A 17,160-nucleotide genomic window follows, 5' to 3' on the forward strand; every position below is an offset into this window, starting at 1 on the left:
CAGCGAACTCCGCCAACCTACCACTCCGGCAAGCCGCCGCTACTGCGCCAGGCTGTAGCGCAGCTGCACCCCGGCCTCGGTGGTGGAGTTGCGGAAGGCGTTGCTGATGCGCGGCGTGGTGATGGTCTGGCTGTAGTAGAGCTGCAGGTTGAGGCGGGTGTTGAGCAGGTAATCAACGGTGGGGCGCAGCTGCACGGTTTTGGAGCCGTTGGTAATGGTGCTCGTGCTCGTGCCGATGAAGGGGGTTTCGCCCTGGATGTTGCCGGGGTCGAAGGAGTTGTTGATGCTGCGCTGCACCGTGATGTTGTCGCGGATGCTGAGGTCGAGGCGGGCGGTGAGGTTGTTTTTCAGCACGCGCTGCTCGCCGCCCACCCGGAAGGGCAGCTTCAGGCTGTTGGTGGCGTAGCCGAAGCCGATGACGATTTCGTTGGTGTGCAGCTCGGTCACCTGGGCGTTGGTGGTGTTCAGCACCACCGAGCGGTCGGTGCGGTATTCGAGGCGGCCGGTCATCTTGCTCATCGTTTGGAAATTGACCCCAATGAGCGGCGACAGGCGCTCCACGATGCTCACCTGGTTCACGATGTAGTACGGGATGTACTGGCCCGAGGAGCTGGAAATGACGGCCATGTCGGGCTCGGCCGTGTAGAGGTTCGACGTGGTGTAGCTGCCCACGTTGTAGAGCGACGAATAGGCGTGGTTCAGCGTGAAGGAGCTGAAGTAGCGCTTGATGAGCGGCAGCTGCGCAAAGCCGTTGTAGTCGACGCGCCAGTTGGGCAGCGGCAGCATGGCAAACGGGTTGAACTTGTCGGCCTTGTAGCCGTCCGACGACTTGCCGTGGTAGGCGTCGTCGAAGCTCTGGATAAGCACGGCTTGCGAGTTGTAGCCGTAGCCGGTGAGGCTCTGGGCCGGGTTGGTGCGGCTGTCGCCCGAGAGCTTTGCCTGCACAATGCCCCGGTTTTTCACGAAGCGCTCGAAGGCAGCCGACGTTTCGCCGTTGGCGCTCAAATCGCCAAACAAGGTCTGGATAGTGATGGTGGACGTGCTGAACGAGCCCGAGCCCAGGGCTTGCGGCACGATGATGTTGAGCGGCTCCAGCGTGGTTTCATCCACCTGGCGGCGGTAGTAGGCCTCGTTGTTGCGGGCCAGCTGCCGGCGCGCATCCACCTGAATGTTGAAGTCGCGGAAGGGCTCCAGGGTGGTGCGCAGCGTGAGCGTTTCGGTCAGCAGCGAGCTGAGGGCCGTGTTGAGGTACTGGCTTTGGTCGGTGTACCAGCCGCGGCTGCTGGCAATGCTGTACAGTTCCGGCAGGCTGTACTGCTTGCCCAGAATGAAGGGGATGCCCGGCGCTAGGCCCATGTTGTCGCCCGCCCCGAAGTTTTCGAGGCCAAACAGCTTGGTCTTGGGCAGATAGCCGGGCAGCAGCGTGCCGTTGGAGCGGGCGTAGGTGAAGTTGATGGAGCGGGCTGTCATCAGCGAACGCAACACGGCTTTCACGAAGCGGAATTTCTCCTTGGTGGTGTCGGCCGGGGCTTTGTCCACGTTGCGGCGGGCATCGCCGGGGAGGTTCCGGTCGGCCCGCTGCAACTCGGCGCGCGGGCTTCGGGCGCTGGGCGGCGGGGCGTTGTTGATGATGTTGAGAAACTTCACCTTGTTGTAGAGCTTCACCAGGTCAATCTTGCCGTTGGCGCTCAGCTCGGCGTTGTTCTGAATGGTGTTGCCCAGGTCGAGCACGTAGGTGGTCGTGTCGATGGGGTCGGTGGGGTGCAGCAGGGCGCGCTGCCCGCGCGAGGCCGCCTGCCAGTTGTAGTTGGCCGAGTAGCGGGTGTCGGCGCTTAGCCAGTCGGTGAGCGGGAACTTGTCGAGCGGCAGGCGGTAGGTCAGGGCCGCGGTCTGGGTGAAGTTGGTGGTGCGGCCGCCGCGCAGCAGGTTCTGCTGCACCTGGTCGCGGTTGCGCACGGCCTCGTCGCTCACCCCAATGGTGCGGCCGGGGCCTTCGTCCACCACGCCCCGGTTGGTGGCGGTGTAGTCGAAAATCAGGCTCTTGGTCAGGTCCCACTTCAGGTCGTAAATCCGGCTGATGTAGAACGACTTCTGAATTACGGGCGCGATGCCGTCGGTGCTGGGCACCTCGCCGGGGTTCAGGATGCGCTGCAGAAACCGCTCGTTGTAGCGCCGGTCGATGTCGGTGCGGAACGAGAAGCGCGAGGGCAGCGGCGTGAAGTTGATTTGCTGGAAAATCTTCAGGTAAGGGTTTTCCAGGGCCTTGATGCTGGCCAGCGGCGTGTAGTTTTTGGGCGTGGTCTGGTACACGTAGGCCACGGCGGCGGTGTACGACTTGGTGTAGTCGCGGTCGGTCCGGATGTCGGTGTGCAGGCGGTCGGTGAGCGAGTAGCTCAGGGCCACGTTTTCCACGTCCCAGGGCTTGGGCTTGACCAGGGGCGCACCGGGCTTGGGCTGGGCGCGCTCCTTGCGCGCGTTCAGCACCGAGATGCTGCGGCTGGTGGTCTGGTCAATCACCTTTTTGCGGTACTCGGCCTGCGCCGCCGCGTTCTGCGCGTCCGTGCCTTTGTTGAATTTCAGCAGGCTTTGCTCCAGCTTGGTGTCGGGGTCCAGCGGGTCGTAGAGGGGCGTGCGGGTTTCCTGGCCAATTTGCAGCAGCACGGGCAGGCGCACGCTCAGCTGGGGCGGCAGAAACTTCTCGGCCGCCACGGTGGCGTTCAAATCGCCCCGGAACACGTTGTCGATGGAGCGCTGCTGCACCTTGTCCTGCAGCCCGCCGAAGCCCACGCTCGTGAAGCTGCCCGTGGCCGTCACGTTGGCCACGTCGGCCAGCTTCACGTTCAGGCGGGCGGTGGCGGCGTAGCCGGCCTGCTGCTCGAAGTCGAACACCCGGAACTCATCGGCCCACAGGTTCACGGTTTTCGACGAAGTGCTGGGGTCGGCGTTGTTGTTGAAGGGGTTCAGCACGCCAATCATCACGCCCTGCACGGCCGAAAAGTCGGGGTTGCCCACCACCGTGATGGTGGCGCCATTGGCCAGCGTCACCGTGAACGGAACCACGGAGTTAGTTAAGGTCTGGTTGCGCTTGGCCTTGGCGTCGATGAAATCCTGAAACGACACGTCGACGCGGTTGGCTTCGGGCCACACCTGATTGGCTTTGTCTGCCTCCGAGCCCGTCACCTGGTTGATGTCCGTGAGCTGGAGCGGCAGCGAGTACTCGTAGTAGTTCTGGGTGTAGTCGGTGCCGATGCGCAGGAAGGCGCGGGTGTCGCCGCTGCGGGTGGTGGGGTCTTCACTGTCACCGTGCAGGAACATGCGCAGGCGCTTGTAGCGCAGCATGTTGATGGTCAGGTTTTTGTAGGCCGCCTTGGCGTAGCCGTCGCGCAGGTTGCTCACCGACAGGCGCAGGCTCTGCTCGTTCTGCAGGCGCGAAGTACTGCTGCTGCCATACTCCTTATCGCGCAGAATGCCGGGGGGCGAGATATACGGAATCTTGTTCCCACCAACGGCCGCGGCCAGACCATTTTCCTCCACGCTCACCGTCGAAATGCTGAAAGCGTCGGCGTCGGTGAGCTGGTTTTGCCCCAGCGCGGGGCCGGCGGCATTATCAACAATGCTGTAGTTGAACCGGCGCCACTGGTTGGCCACAAACTGCGGCTGCACCATGCGCAGCACCACGGGGTTCGTCCAGCCGGTCATGTACATGCGCAGGAAGCGGATGGACTTGAAGCCGAAGGCTTGGTTGTTGTTGCCCCGAATGGCCGTGAAGCCGTCCCGAATCGGAATGCGGAACTGGTACCACGTCACCTGTTCGCCGTTCACGGTGTTCGTGACTTTGTCGATGATGTAGCGCGAATCGGTGTTGCCCACGTCCAGCTGGCCGGGCTCCAGGTGCATGCGGTATTCGTAGTAGCGCTCCACGTCCTGCACCACGTTGTCGCGGTTCAGGTCTTCTTTGTCGGGGTAGGCCGTCGAGCTGAGCTGGCTGTTTTCGGGCGAGTTGCCCTCGTAGCCGTCGTAGTTTTTGTAGCGGCCCAGTAGCTTGGTGTTGTTCTGGTCGTAGCTCGGGTCGAGGTGGTGGCGGAAGTCATCGGCCGAGGGGTCGGGCAGGTTCTGGAAGGCCGGACCATACGGAATTTCGGGGGCCGCGGCAACAGCTTTGGCCCGCTCGCCGTCGTTGTTCAGACCATCAAGGCCCACGTCCTGCACCGTCCGGGCGCCCGGCGAGGCATTAAACGCGTCGGTCAGGAACTGCTGGCGCGACACCACACCGTAGGGCGTGGTGGCCGTCAGGCCGGTGGGGTCCACGCCGGGAGCGGGCAGGCCGTTCTCGAACTCGTACTGGCTGTTGTCCTTCAGCACGTCCTCGCTCACGTTGCCGAGGTTGATGATGAGGTCGCCGCCGGTGAGGGTGGGCGCGTCGTTGCCGTCCTGGTCGGTGATGTTCACCCGCTCGGCCGGCGCGTTCGGGTTCGTCACTTTCAGAAACGGGTCCATCATCCAGAACTCCAGGTATTCGATATTGGCGTTGTCGAAGTCGGTGTCGAAGGTGATGGCCCGGCTCACGCCGCCGAAGTTGTTGACGTTCAGGCCCGGCTGCGTGGGATTCAGCTTTTTGCCATCGGCACTCACGGCCGGGTTGTAGTTGTAAGCCCCCCGCTCGCCGGGGTAGTAGGCCATGTCGAACGTGTACTCGAAGCCGTTGCCCGTCGAACCCAGGTCCTTGTTCGGAAACACCTCGTCGCGCTTCACGCCGCGCACGTAGTGGTTGGCCAGGTCGGCCGCGCCGATGTTGCCGGGCACGTTGGGGCCGCCCGTGTAGTAGCTCTGGTCGATGGTGTACCAGGCCAGCTTGGCGCGCTGGTAGTTGTAGCCCAGCCCCACGGCCGCGCTGCTGCTCTGCGGCAGCGGCGTGCTGGCCAAGCGCCAGGCCGGAATGCTGGCCAGCCCGCCCAGCGTGTAGGGCGTGCGCGCATTCTCAAAGTCGTCGACGTACGACACGCCGTTCTCGCCGTTGCCCAGCTGCGAGCGGCCCGGCAGCAGCTTGGCAAATTCGCCGCTGAAGGCAATGGTCGAAATCTCCTTCGTCGACACAAACGGCAGCATGTCGAGGTACTTGGTCAGCACCCGGCTGTCTTTCCGAATCGCGCCATCCAGCCCGATGAGGGTGTTGTTGCCCGGCTCGTCGCCGATGTTCACGCGGTTGATGCCGGGCGCCTGGTTCTCCAGCAGGTGCAGGGCCGTGCCGCCGATGGTCACGTCGTTGTTCAGCTTGTAATCGAGGCGCACGCCTACCAGCTTGCGCGGCTGCACCTGCACCAGTGCGTTCTTCTCAAAGCTCACCTTCAGCTCATTGGCCGAATTAAGATAGGCCGGGTTGAGGATTTTCACCTTGGCCTGGTCGTAGAACACCTGGTAGTCCACGCCCTCCGTCAGCAGCGTCGAGCCCGAGGTGACGCGCACCGACCCTTGCGCAATGCCGATGCCCGGCAGGTTGATTTCGTCGGAACTGGAGCCGCCCTGGAATCGCCCCCGCAGGAAGAACTTGTCCTTTTCCTGCACCTGCTGGGCGTCGCTCTGCGTCTGGTTATACAGCTCCTGGTAAACGTATTTGGTAATCAAATCCGTCTCGCCCGCAAACTGCGTTTGCAGGTAGTTGCCGAACGGCTGCACGTTCGGGAAAATGATTTTGCCCAGCTCCGGGTCGATGGTCACGCCCGGGAAGTAATCGAAGTTGCCATCCGGCAGCTTGTCGTTGTTGGAATTTACGTGGTCGAGGTTCAGCACCTCAATCAGCGGCCGGTTCGCAATTTTGGCGCCTTCCTTCAGCGAAATCAAGTCGACGCCGGTGGCATCGTCCTTGTAAATAATCTGGAGCTGGAAGTTGTCGCGCTGCAGCTGCGAGGCGTTGAGGGGATAGATGTTTTTCATCATCAAATCCCAGGTCGGCGTGTTGCGCGTCTGCAGGTTGGGGTTGTTCGGGTTGTTGGCGGGGTTGGCCAGGCCCACGCCGGGGTTGCTGGCGCGCAGCATCTTCAGGAAGATGACTTGGTCAGGCGTCACGTTGTTGTAGTCGCCCGACAATTCGCCCACCTTGTAGGTCTTGCCGTTGTAGATGTATTCGTAGCTCACGCCCAGCACCTGGTCGGGCAGCAGGGCGGTGTTCAGCGAGAGGTAGCCGAGCTGGGCGTTGAAGGTGTATTCGCGGGTGTCGAGCTTGCGGGCGCGCACCCGTTCGTAGTCGATGTTTTTCAGCAGACCCTGGGCGCCCTGCAGGTAGTTGTCCACGCCCAGGTTGTCGCGGCTGCCGCCCGCGCTGGTCACCGCCCCAAACAGCGAGTTGGCCTCGTTCTTGGCTGGCGTTTGCACGCTGGCATTGCCCAGGCTGTACTTGCCCTGATACAGCCGGAACGGCTCAGCCAAGTCCATCAGCGTCACCACGTTGCGCAGGCTTTCGGTGGTGCGGTTGTCGTTGGTCACGTACACCTCCAAGCGGTTGATGGTCACGCCGCTCTGGATGGTGGGCAGGTTGCGCAGGGCCTGGTCGTACCGGTCGCGGAAGAACTGTGACAGGAAAAAGTGCCGGTCCTTTTCGTACTGGCTGGCCTTGATTTCGTACTGCCGACTCTGCGCCCCGTTCTGGATGCGCACTTCGTCGGCGGTGCCGCGCACGGTGGCGGCCACGGCCGTCACGCCCAGCCGGCCAAACTGCAGCTGCGTCTTGATGCCGAACAAATTCTGGCCGCCCTGCACCAGCGAGTTGGTCAGCGGCAAACTCACGTTGCCCAAATCCACCTTCCGGATGATGTCCGTTTCCTCGCCGGCGTAGTCGAACTTCATCTGGTTGTCGAAGTCGAACGAGGCCTTGGTGTCGTAGTTGAACACCAGCTTGAGCTTGGTGCCGATGGCGCCCGTCAGGTTGACGTTGATGTTCTGCTCAAACAGAAAGTCGCCCACGCTCTGCTGGCGCAAAGTCAGGGCCGGGTTTTCGTTCTTGTTGAAGCGGGCGCCAAACTTGAGCGTCACCGAGCCCGCGGGCCGGATGTCCACGTAGCTGCCGCCAAAAATGCGGTTGGCAATGGGCCCGAGGTAAATCTTGGGAATCAGGCGCTGGGCCTGCGGCGTGCCGGGCGCGGCGGCCGGGCCCGTAATGCCGCCCTTGGCCTTCTGCCGGTAGTAGTCGGCCACGGCCTGGCGGCGCTGGTATTCCTCGTACTGCTTGTAAGTGAGGGCGCTGGGGTCGCGGTAATCGATGTCGGCGCCAATTTTCTCCTGCACCTGCACTTTTTGCAGGCTGTCGTCAACCGTCACACCCAGTTTTACGTTCTTAGGCAAGGGCAGCACCAGCGGCGACTCGCGGCGGTGCGGCCCGAAGGGGCTACCCGGCCGGTCATGCGCCCGCACCCGGGGCCGCTTGCTCGGCTTATAAGGGCCCGTGGTGTCGGCCACTGCGCCTTTGGGGCGCGGGGTATCCTGGGCCAGGGCCCGGCTGGCGCGCAGCCACAAGCGGCTGAGACGCGGCGCGGCCATGGGCGAGGCCTGGGCCCACCACGTCAGCAACGACGCAACCACAACTACCGACGCGGGGAGTAATTTCTGACCGGATTTCAAGCAGGATAAGTGGATAAAGCTATTGCAGCGGTTAGCCGATAGCCGTTAGCTGTTAGCCAGTAAGATACCGGCGGCAATCAGGTAGCTCTTCGATACCGAAGCACCTTGGGCAAGGAAGCTTAGCGCCCCGGCAGGGGCGCAAGCACGGTCGGCTAGTGGCTAAAAGCTCCTGGCCACCCGCAAAAAACCGTCCAGACTCAATGCGACTTCAAAGCAAATTTAATCAATTCCTCCACGCTCAGCTCCCCACCGTGCTTCTGCTGAATATGGTCCAGCTGCTTCTCGGCGGCGGCCCGCGCAAAGCCGAGGGTCACCAGGGCCTGCAACGCTTCGGCGCGCCGCGTATTGTGCTGCCGGGCCAGCGGCACGGTATCGACGCCGGCCTTGGCCAGTAATTCGTCCTTGCGGAGCTTGTCCTGCAGCTCCAGAATTACGCGCTGGGCGGTTTTCGGCCCTACGCCCTTGATGGCCTGAATGGCCCGCACGTTGCCGCTCACGATGGCCTCGCGGATTTCGCCCACGCTCATGCTACTCACCATCACAATGCCCGTGCCCGGCCCGATGCCCGACACCGAAATCAGCTGCATAAACAGCGCCTTCTCGCTGGGGTCCAGAAAGCCGTACAGCGTCTGGCCGTCTTCCTTAATGTGCTGGTAGGTATAAATTTTGGTAGCCGCGCCTTCGGCCGGCAGCTTGGAAAAGGTGGCCAGCGAAATGCGGACTTCGTAGCCCACGCCCAGGATATCAACAATGGCCTGGGTGGCGTCTTTGTAAGCTAGTTTACCGTCGAGGTAGGCAATCATAGAGTGGGAAAGGAGGAACGAGAAAAGCGCTTCAGTAGCTGGGCAACACCCGCGACGGGGTTTTCCCTCCCAAATTTACTGGCTTTTCGGCCAAAAATTTTGGGCGAAATGAAGAAGTTTTGAAGCGGTTAAAATGGTCAGCAAAACCAGATAAAAAGAACGTCATGCTGAGCGCAGCCGAAGCATCTCTGCCGCAACACTAAAATCAGTTAGCTGCGCGATAGAGATGCTTCGGCTGCGCTCAGCATGACGTTCCATGAGGTGCTACAACACGCAGCCTTACAGCGCCTTGCTGCCCGTTTGCGCATCCACTACGGCAATGGACGCCATGTTCACAATATCGCGCACGCTGGCGCCGAGCTGCAGGATGTGCACCGGCTTGCGCATGCCCATCAGCACGGGTCCAATCACCTCAGCACCACCGATTTCCTGAAGCACTTTGTAGGCAATGTTACCCGATTCCACGTTGGGAAACACCAGCGTATTGGCGCCTTTTTCGGCCAAGGGCGAGAAGTCGTAGTGCTCCTGTAGCAGAGCGGGGCTCAGGGCCACGTTGGCCTGCATCTCGCCATCAATCAGCAGGTTGGGGAAACGGGCTTTGGCCAGCTCGGTGGCGCGGCGGGTTTTTTCGGGCAGCACGCCGGCGTTCGAGCCGAAGTTGGAATAGCTGATGACGGCAATGCGCGGCTCGGTATCGAAGAACTTCACGGCGCGGGCCGTGAGGCCGATAATCTCCACCATTTCCTCGGCCGTGGGGTTGATATTTACCGTGGTATCGGCGAAGAAGTAAGGCCCCTTCTTATGCTGGATGATGTACATGGAAGCCACGCGGCGCACGCCCTCCTCGGTGCCGATGACCTGGAGCGAGGGGATGATGCTCTTGCCGTAGTCCTTCGTGAGGCCGGTGATGCAGGCGTCGGCCTCGCCGGTTTCCACCATCATGGCAGCGAAGTAGTTGCGCTCGCGCATCAGGCGGCGGCCTTCGTAGAGCGTCATGCCGCGGCGCTGGCGCTTCTGGTACAGCAGGTGGGCGTATTCATCGCGCTTGGCGTCCTGCTTCAGGATGTTGATGATTTCACAACCTTCCAGGTCTACGCTATTCTCGCGGGCAATGGCCTCAATTTTCTCCTGCGGCCCCAGCAGAATGGGCCAGCAAATGCCCTCGTCGCGCAGAATCTGGGCAGCTTTGAGAATCTTGTAGTTGTCGGCCTCGGCAAATACCACGCGCTTGGGGTTGGCGCGGGCGGCCGAGGTCATGCGGTTCATCAGCTTCTGGTTCACGCCGAGGCGGGCGCGGAGTTGGTCTTCGTAGGCTGCCCAGTCCTCGATGGGCATGCGGGCCACGCCGCTTTCCATGGCCGCTCTGGCCACCGCCGGGCTGATGCTGGTAATCAGGCGCGGGTCGAGCGGCTTGGGAATGAGATAGGTACGACCAAAAGCCAACGTGTTGTCACCGTAAGCTTTGTTCACCATCTCGGGCACCGGCTCTTTGCTCAGCTCGGCCAGGGCGTGCACCGCCGCCAGCTTCATGGCCTCGTTGATTTCGGTGGCACGCACGTCCAGCGCCCCCCGGAAAATGTAGGGGAAGCCCAGCACGTTATTCACCTGGTTGGGGTGGTCGGAGCGGCCGGTGGCCATGATGAGGTCGTCGCGCGTGGCCATGGCCAGCTGGTAGCTCACCTCCGGGTCGGGGTTGGCGAGGGCGAAGACGATGGGGTTGGGCGCCATTTTCAGCAGTAGGCCGGCCGGCAGCACGTTGGCCGCCGAGAGGCCCAGGAATACATCGGCGCCTTCCATAGCCTCTTCCAGATTATTCACCGACCGGTTGGTGGCAAACTGCATCTGAATGGGCGCCAGGTTGGTGCGCCGCTCGTGGATGAGGCCGTCCTTGTCGAACACCACCACGTTTTCTTTTTTCAAACCCAGCGCCAGATACAGCCGCAGGCAAGACACCGCCGCCGCACCCGCCCCGCTCACCACCAGCTGCACCTCGTCAATCTTCTTGCCCACAATTTCCAGCGCGTTCAGCAGCGCGGCCGAGGTGATGATGGCCGTGCCGTGCTGGTCGTCGTGCATCAGCGGGATGTTCATCTTCTCGCGCAGCTCCGTCTCGATGCGGAAGCACTCCGGCGCCTTGATGTCCTCCAGGTTGATGCCGCCGAAGGTGGGCTCCAGCGACTTCACAATCTTGATAAACTCGTCCGGGTCGGTGGCGTCAATCTCAATATCGAAGCAGTCAATCCCCGCGAACTTCTTGAACAGCACGCCCTTGCCTTCCATTACCGGCTTGCTGGCGGCCGGGCCGATGTTGCCCAGCCCCAGCACGGCCGTGCCGTTCGAAATAACGGCTACCAAGTTGCCCTTGGCGGTGTACTTATACACGTCGTCGGGGTTTTCGGCAATGGCTTTGCAGGGCTCGGCCACGCCGGGCGAGTAGGCCAGGGCCAGGTCGAGCTGGGTGCTTACGGGCTTGGTGGGGATGACCTCAATCTTGCCGGCGGGCTCCTGCGAGTGGTAGTCGAGGGCGTCTTGCTTGTTTATTTTCAGCATCGGGGAATTCTTCGAAAATGAAAACGGCCGCGCAGGGCAGCGCGGCCGTGTAAGGCGAAATTAGGGCGAAAAGCGCGGCAATGCCGGGTTTCGTTTGTTTTTGGCTATTGGTTTCTGGTTTTTAGTTGTCATACCAGAAACCAGCAGCAGTTATCAACTCTGCGGCACCAGCAGCTTTTGGCCCAGCTTCACCTCGTCGGAAGTGAGGTGGTTGACCTCACGCAACAGCTGCACGCTCACCCCAAACCGGCGTGAGATGTTGAACAGCGTATCGCCGGGCTGCACCAGATGCACCTTCGAGGCTAAGTCGTGCTTACTCAGCGCGCTTTTGGGTGTTGCAGCCAGTTCTTTTGCCGCAGCTTTGGCGGGTTTGCGAGGAGCTTCGGCAACCGCTTCCGTTTCCGTGGGCGCGCTGAACACCAGCCGCTGGCCCATCACCACGTTTTCGGATGCCAGCTTGTTCCAGGCTACCAGCTGTGCTACACTCACGCCGTGCTCGCGGGCCAGCTTGGTGAGGTTGTCGCCCCGGCGCACGGTGTAGGGGCCGGTGTTCACGGGCTCCTCAGCGGCCGCCGTGGTTTCTACAGCTACTTCCGATTCGGCTACGGCTTTGGCTTCGTTGCGCTTGGCTTCGGCGGCCTGCGTCTGGGCCAGGCGGCGGGCGGCCACGCGGGCCTGCGCATCAGCGGCCGCCTGCTGAATGGCCTGCCGCTGCCGAATGGCTACCAGCCGGGTTTCCTGTAGCTTCTCCTGCTTAATCAGTTCCTGCACGCGAGCCACTTCCCGGGCATTAGCAGCGGCCTGCTCTTTGCGGGCCAGGGCTTCTTCATCCGAAACCACCGGCCGCACCGGACGCGGCGCCACGGCAATGGCCTCAACCGGCGCTTTCGGCGCACTGGGCGCTGCCACAGGCATCGGCATAAAAATCACCAGTTGCTTGCCGGGCTTCAGCGCCTTGCCCTTTGGCAATTCATTCCAACGGCGCAACTGGCTTTGGCTCACCTCGAACCGCTCGGCCAGACTAGCCAGCGTTTCGCCCTTCTTCACCTTATGCGGCACCCGCCGGAAACGCGGCTCCGAAGGTTCCGCCTCAGCTCGCGGGCCGGCCGTGGCAGCCAGCATCTGCTTGCTCACCCAGGGCTCCACACCCTCCAGGCGGGGCGGCAGTACGGCCAGCGGCAGCGGCAACTCCGCCGTGGGCTGGCAGTAGTCCAGCAAGGTATTCCGGTCTACATCACCCAAGTGCTCGGCGGCTGAGGACGGAAACCGTACCACGTAGGAACGGTAGCCGGCGGGCAGCGCCGCGCGCCGCAGCTCGGGGTTGAAACGCGTTAGGAACAGGGAGTCGTCGTAGCCGCAGGCGCGGCTCAGGCGGCGCAGGTCGAAGGCCCGGCCGCGCAGGCCCAACGTATCCATCTGTTCGGCGTACTGGTAGCGCAGCTTGTCGGAGCGCAGGCCGTGGGCCTCGGCGTACTTCATGCTGTACATGATGGCCGTGAAGGTGGGCACGTAGTTGCGCGTTTCGGCCGGCATGTTGGGGTACAGTTCCCAGAAGGTCTTTTTGCCAGTGCGGCGCATCACGCGCTGCACGCTGCCCGCACCCCAGTTGTAGGCGGCCAACACCAATTCCCAGTCATGAAACACGCCGTAGAGGTAGCGAAGGTGCTTGCAGGCGGCTTCGGTGGCTTTTTCGGGGGCCATGCGCTCGTCCACCCATTCGTCGCGCACCAAGCGCAGGTCGCCGGCCGTGGGGCCCATGAACTGCCAGAGGCCAGTGGCGCCTACTGGCGACTTGGCCGTCGGAATCAGGGCCGATTCCACCACAGCCAGGTATTTCAGGTCCGTGGGCAGGTTGTATTTGGCAAGGTATTTCTCGAAGATGGGGAAGTACAGGTTTTCGCGCTCCAGCACGCGCTGCAGGTAGCTGCGGTTGCGGGCCGTGAACAAGGTCACGTAGGCCATCACCGAGTTGTTGAACTGATGCGGCACGTCGGTTTCGAAGCAGCCCACTCGGTCGCACACCAGGTCGCGCAAGGTGGGCGGCGTGCGCAGCCATTCTAGCCGGGCCGAGTCGACCTGCGCGGGCGCGGCCACCAGCGTGTCAGGCTGCAACTCCAAGTGCACGCGCACGGTGTCGCCCAACAGTGCTGGCATCGTGGAAATTACCTGGCCGTTCGGGTCCGGCGCGGGCACTTCCTGGGCCATGGCTTTAGGCAGCGGCAACAGCAGCCCCAGTAGCCCCAGGCCCAGCCAATGGCGGTTGCGGCGGGGCATTTTCGCGTGCTTAATCCCTTGCTTCATAGCACTAAGATAGGCGGTGGGTAAAGAACTTGTAGAGATGAATGCAAAAATTTCCATACGCGCCTGAACGCGCTAGGGGTGTCTCCTAAACGAAAAAATGCCCCGACCAATTGGTCGGGGCATTTCTCATTCATTTGAACTGACTTGTTTTCAAGCCAACACTTCCTCTGTCAGCGCGCTGGCAAAGGCCAGCAACTCCGCTTCGCGGAAAGCCCCGGCCATCACCTGCAGCCCGATGGGCAGGCCGGCGGCGTCCTCCCCCACCGGGACAGAAATGGCGGGCACGCCGGCCAGCGAGGCCTGCACCGTGAAAATATCGGCCAGGTACATCGAAACCGGGTCCTGCTTCTCGCCAATTTTGAAGGCCGTGGTGGGCGTGGTGGGCAGCACCAGGAAATCGTATTGGCGCAGTAGCTCGTCGGTTTTCTCCTTTATGAGCCGGCGCACGCGCTGGGCCTTGGTGTAGTAAGCGTCGTAGTAGCTGGCGCTGAGTACGAAGGTACCGAGTAGGATGCGGCGCTGCACTTCGGCCCCGAAGCCTTGGGCCCGGCTTTTCTTGTAGAGCGACTCCAAATCCGTGGCATCCGGGGCGCGGTAGCCATACTTCACCCCATCGAAGCGGCCTAGGTTGGAGCTGGCTTCGGCCGTGGTGAGGATGTAATAGGTCGGAATCATGTAGTCGAGGTAGGGAAATTCCACCGCCTCCACCACGTGGCCTTGGCCGCGCAACAGCTCCAGCTGGGTTTCCAGCGCCGACTTGATTTCTGGGTTCAATCCCTCGCTATCAATGGCATCGGCAATGTAACCGATGCGGTAGTGAGGTGCGGGCGTCAGCAGCTGGCTGTAGGCGGGTACTTCGCGCTGGCTGGCGGTGCTGTCCATGCCATCGGGGCCGGCCATTATTTCGGTCAGCAAAGCCGCATCGGCCACCGAGCGGGTGATGGGCCCAATCTGGTCGAACGACGAGGCGAAGGCCACCAGTCCGTAGCGCGAAATGCGCGAGTAAGTCGGCTTAAAGCCCACCACGCCGCAAAACGCCGCCGGTTGCCGCACCGAGCCACCCGTGTCGGACCCAATCGAGGCCAGGCACATATCGGCCTGCACGGCCACCGCCGAGCCGCCCGACGAGCCGCCGGGCACCCGCTCCGGGTCGGCTGCGTTGCGGGCCGGGCCGAAGTAGGAGGTTTCGTTCGAGCCGCCCATGGCAAACTCGTCGCAGTTCTGGCGGCCGATGATGATGGCGTCGGCGTCGAGCAGGCGCTGCACGGCCGTGCCGGTGTAGAGCGACTTGAAGCCGTCGAGCATCAGGCTGCTGCTTTGCAGCGAGTGGCCGGCGTAAGCCAGCACGTCCTTGATGCCGATGACCATGCCGGCCAGCGGACCGGCGGTGCCGGCGGCCAGCCGGGCATCCACAGCGTCGGCCTGGGCGCGGGCCTCGTCGGGCCACACTTCCAGAAAAGCGTTGAGGGTGGGATTCTGGCGCTCGATGTTGCCCAGGTAATACTCAACGAGCTGGCGGCAGGACGTGGTGCCCGCCGTCAGCTCGCTACGAACTTCGGATAAAGACTGAAAACGCTTCAAACTACTTGCAGATTAGGTGCGCCCAAAGTTAGGCATCAGCGCTAGGACTAGCATTAGCCGGAATATAGGGCTGCCGGGGCTGAGTGCCTTCCGGCGCCAGATTGGGCGGCAACTGATGGGCTACCGGCGGTGCAGGCTCCTCGGTTCTGTGCTCAAAAGGCTGGTCCGGCGCCGTGGCAGCGGCCACCGTAGTGGGCGCTACGTAGGCCGGCGAAGCCCACGGGTCGAAACCCGAGCCGGGCTCGGCATCGGCCACCGGCAAAGGGGCCGGGTACTGGTTTTGGGGGCCGTACTGCTGCTGGGGCGCGTAGTTATTGGCGGGAGGCGCGGGCTGGCCGGCCTGCTCAAATTCGCGCCGGATTTCGGTGCTGGCGTCTTTAAACTCACGGATGCCTTTGCCCAGGCCCCGGGCTAATTCTGGAATTTTATTGGCTCCAAAAAAAATGAGGATGACGACCATTATCAGTATCACCTCGGAACCGCCGATATCACCAAACATAAGAATGTGGGGTTTGAATGATTAAATAAAATGAGCCCGCAGGACTATTGGCGCGGCTGCGAAGCCGGGTCGTTGGGGTTGTAGGCGGGCGGCGCGGGCTGCTGGTAGCCTTGCTGCGGGTAGCCCTGCTGGGGCTGCTGCGGGTACCCTTGCTGGGGTTGCTGGGGGTAGCCTTGTTGCGGATACTGCTGCTGATAAGGCGGCTGCACGGGCGGCGCCGTAGGCTGGTCGCGGTACTGCGGCTGCTGCTCCTCGGGGCGGGTGCTGGCGTCTTTAAACTCGCGCACGCCCTGGCCCATGCCCCGGAACAACTCCGGAATGCGCTTGGCGCCGAACAGCAGAATAACAACGAAGAGAATGAGCAGCATTTCGGTGGTGCCAAAGCTGCCAATCAGAAATAGGGGATGATGCATGAGCGCAAGGGCCGCCAAGGCCCGGTTAGGATGATAAAGGAGGATATACGCAGCCAAACACATTTTGGAGTATCAAAGATACCGGATAGCAGGTGTTTGCTGAATGAAGCAATGATTCGGCGGGTGAATCGGGGCAATTGACCGGGCGAAAATCAGGGTTGAACGGAATGGCTGGCTGCATGCATGAAGACTTAATTAGTTTTGTTAAGTTTTTCACGCTGAGCTTTATTATTTAACAGCTTTGAGTGGAATGTTCACTTCTTACTACTCTTCGCTGTGAAATCACCCAAATTCGCCACGCCGGCCGATGCCTCCCTGCGTCAGGTAAACGAGGCCGACCGCTTGGAAACGCTGCAAAGCTACCAGGTGCTGGATACGGGCCCGGAGCAGGTGTTCAATGACATTGCGCAGCTGGCGGCTTTCATCTGCGGCACGCCCATTTCGCTGGTTTCATTGATTGACGGCGACCGCCAATGGTTTAAAGCCCGCGTGGGCCTGAATGTGCAGGAAACGCCGCGCGAGCACGCGTTCTGCCAGTACGCCATGCGCGCCAACAACGTGTACGAAGTGCGCGACGCCACCGTCGACGAACGTTTTGCCAACAATCCCCTCGTCACCGGCGACCCCAACATCCGCTTCTACGCGGGCGCCCCGCTGCTCTCGCCCGAAGGCCTGCCGCTGGGCACGCTCTGCGCCATCGACACCATTCCGCGCGAGCTTTCCACCGACCAGCGCGATGCGCTCCGCATCCTGGCCCGCCAGGTGATGGCACACCTGGAGCTACGCCGCATCCGCGTGCAGCTCGAAGACGAGCGGCAGAAGCTCGACGGAGTGTTGCGCATGGCCAACAGCACCGGCGACAGTCTCTACGCCAGCGCCCGCGCCGAAATATTTGTGAAGCAGGAACAGCGCCTAGTACGCGTGCCCACCGCCGATTTGCAGTACATCGAAGCCCTGGGCGACTACGTGAACCTGCACACCACCCGCGAGCGCCTCACCATGTACGGCACCATGAAGGACCTGGAAACGAAGCTACCGGTGCGCGATTTTGCCCGGGTGCACCGCAAATACATCGTGCGCCTCGACCGCATCGTGGCTATTGAGGGCGACGTGGCCCTGCTCGACGGCGTGCGCGATGCCCACGTGTCGCGCACCACCGTGCGGGTGCCCATCGGCAGCTCCTACAAGGCCGGTTTGCTGGGCCGCCTGAATCTGGTCTGAGTCGGTACGGTGCTGTAGCGTTTCAGCACTGCGCCTAGCCGAATGCGACGTTCACCGTGTCGGAGGCTCCATTCGCCGAGTTGCCAAATTCTGAGCCCCGCGCCGCCCCCAATTTTGAATCGGTTATCGGTTGCAGCACGCCTCAAAAGCCGCTCCTGCCGACAGCTAAGTTTGTTTTCAT

General features: G+C 62.1%; 8 protein-coding genes. 1 reads left to right on the plus strand and 7 read right to left on the minus strand.

Annotated elements, in window-relative coordinates:
* Nucleotides 1-39 precede the first annotated feature (39 nt).
* The 7 genes from sov to Q4S41_RS03720 form a co-directional block, all read right to left on the minus strand.
* The gene (gene sov, locus Q4S41_RS03690; RefSeq protein ID WP_305029758.1) at nucleotides 40-7,572 is read right to left on the minus strand and encodes a T9SS outer membrane translocon Sov/SprA; all 7,533 of its coding nucleotides are present in this window, start codon (nucleotides 7,570-7,572) and stop codon (nucleotides 40-42) included.
* Nucleotides 7,573-7,808: 236 nt separating this feature from the next.
* Nucleotides 7,809-8,414 carry a Holliday junction branch migration protein RuvA gene (ruvA, locus tag Q4S41_RS03695; protein ID WP_305029759.1) on the minus strand — a complete coding sequence of 202 codons (606 nt, stop codon included), beginning with the start codon at nucleotides 8,412-8,414 and terminating at the stop codon, nucleotides 7,809-7,811.
* A 279-nt stretch (nucleotides 8,415-8,693) separates the two neighbouring features.
* Complete coding sequence (locus tag Q4S41_RS03700) at nucleotides 8,694-10,964, minus strand: NADP-dependent malic enzyme (protein ID WP_305029760.1); 2,271 nt, start codon at nucleotides 10,962-10,964, stop codon at nucleotides 8,694-8,696.
* A gap of 153 nt (nucleotides 10,965-11,117) precedes the next feature.
* Nucleotides 11,118-13,265: a LysM peptidoglycan-binding domain-containing protein gene (locus Q4S41_RS03705; RefSeq protein ID WP_305029761.1), complete on the minus strand. Its 2,148-nt coding sequence runs from the start codon at nucleotides 13,263-13,265 to the stop codon at nucleotides 11,118-11,120.
* 150 nt (nucleotides 13,266-13,415) lie between these two features.
* Nucleotides 13,416-14,846, minus strand: a complete 1,431-nt coding sequence (gene gatA, locus Q4S41_RS03710) for an Asp-tRNA(Asn)/Glu-tRNA(Gln) amidotransferase subunit GatA (protein ID WP_305029762.1) — start codon at nucleotides 14,844-14,846, stop codon at nucleotides 13,416-13,418.
* 28 nt (nucleotides 14,847-14,874) lie between these two features.
* Nucleotides 14,875-15,345, minus strand: a complete 471-nt coding sequence (gene tatA / locus Q4S41_RS24545) for a Sec-independent protein translocase subunit TatA/TatB (RefSeq protein WP_369811239.1) — start codon at nucleotides 15,343-15,345, stop codon at nucleotides 14,875-14,877.
* 44 nt (nucleotides 15,346-15,389) lie between these two features.
* Nucleotides 15,390-15,758 carry a Sec-independent protein translocase subunit TatA/TatB gene (locus tag Q4S41_RS03720; RefSeq protein ID WP_305029763.1) on the minus strand — a complete coding sequence of 123 codons (369 nt, stop codon included), beginning with the start codon at nucleotides 15,756-15,758 and terminating at the stop codon, nucleotides 15,390-15,392.
* A gap of 276 nt (nucleotides 15,759-16,034) precedes the next feature.
* Between Q4S41_RS03720 and Q4S41_RS03725 the strand changes: the two genes are divergently transcribed.
* Entirely contained in the window at nucleotides 16,035-16,979 is a 945-nt protein-coding gene (locus Q4S41_RS03725) for a GAF domain-containing DNA-binding protein (protein ID WP_305029764.1), read from the plus strand.
* Nucleotides 16,980-17,160: the final 181 nt, after the last annotated feature.

Origin of the sequence: Hymenobacter convexus (assembly GCF_030580955.1) — a bacterium.
Lineage (GTDB): Bacteria > Bacteroidota > Bacteroidia > Cytophagales > Hymenobacteraceae > Hymenobacter.

What these genes read in the sequence shown, in the direction of transcription:
- ruvA (WP_305029759.1), bottom strand. Translation starts at nt 8,414, where the DNA reads ATGATTGCCTACCTCGACGGTAAACTAGCTTACAAAGACGCCACCCAG.
- Q4S41_RS03700 (WP_305029760.1), bottom strand. Translation starts at nt 10,964, where the DNA reads ATGCTGAAAATAAACAAGCAAGACGCCCTCGACTACCACTCGCAGGAG.
- Q4S41_RS03705 (WP_305029761.1), bottom strand. Translation starts at nt 13,265, where the DNA reads ATGAAGCAAGGGATTAAGCACGCGAAAATGCCCCGCCGCAACCGCCAT.
- tatA (WP_369811239.1), bottom strand. Translation starts at nt 15,345, where the DNA reads ATGTTTGGTGATATCGGCGGTTCCGAGGTGATACTGATAATGGTCGTC.
- Q4S41_RS03720 (WP_305029763.1), bottom strand. Translation starts at nt 15,758, where the DNA reads ATGCATCATCCCCTATTTCTGATTGGCAGCTTTGGCACCACCGAAATG.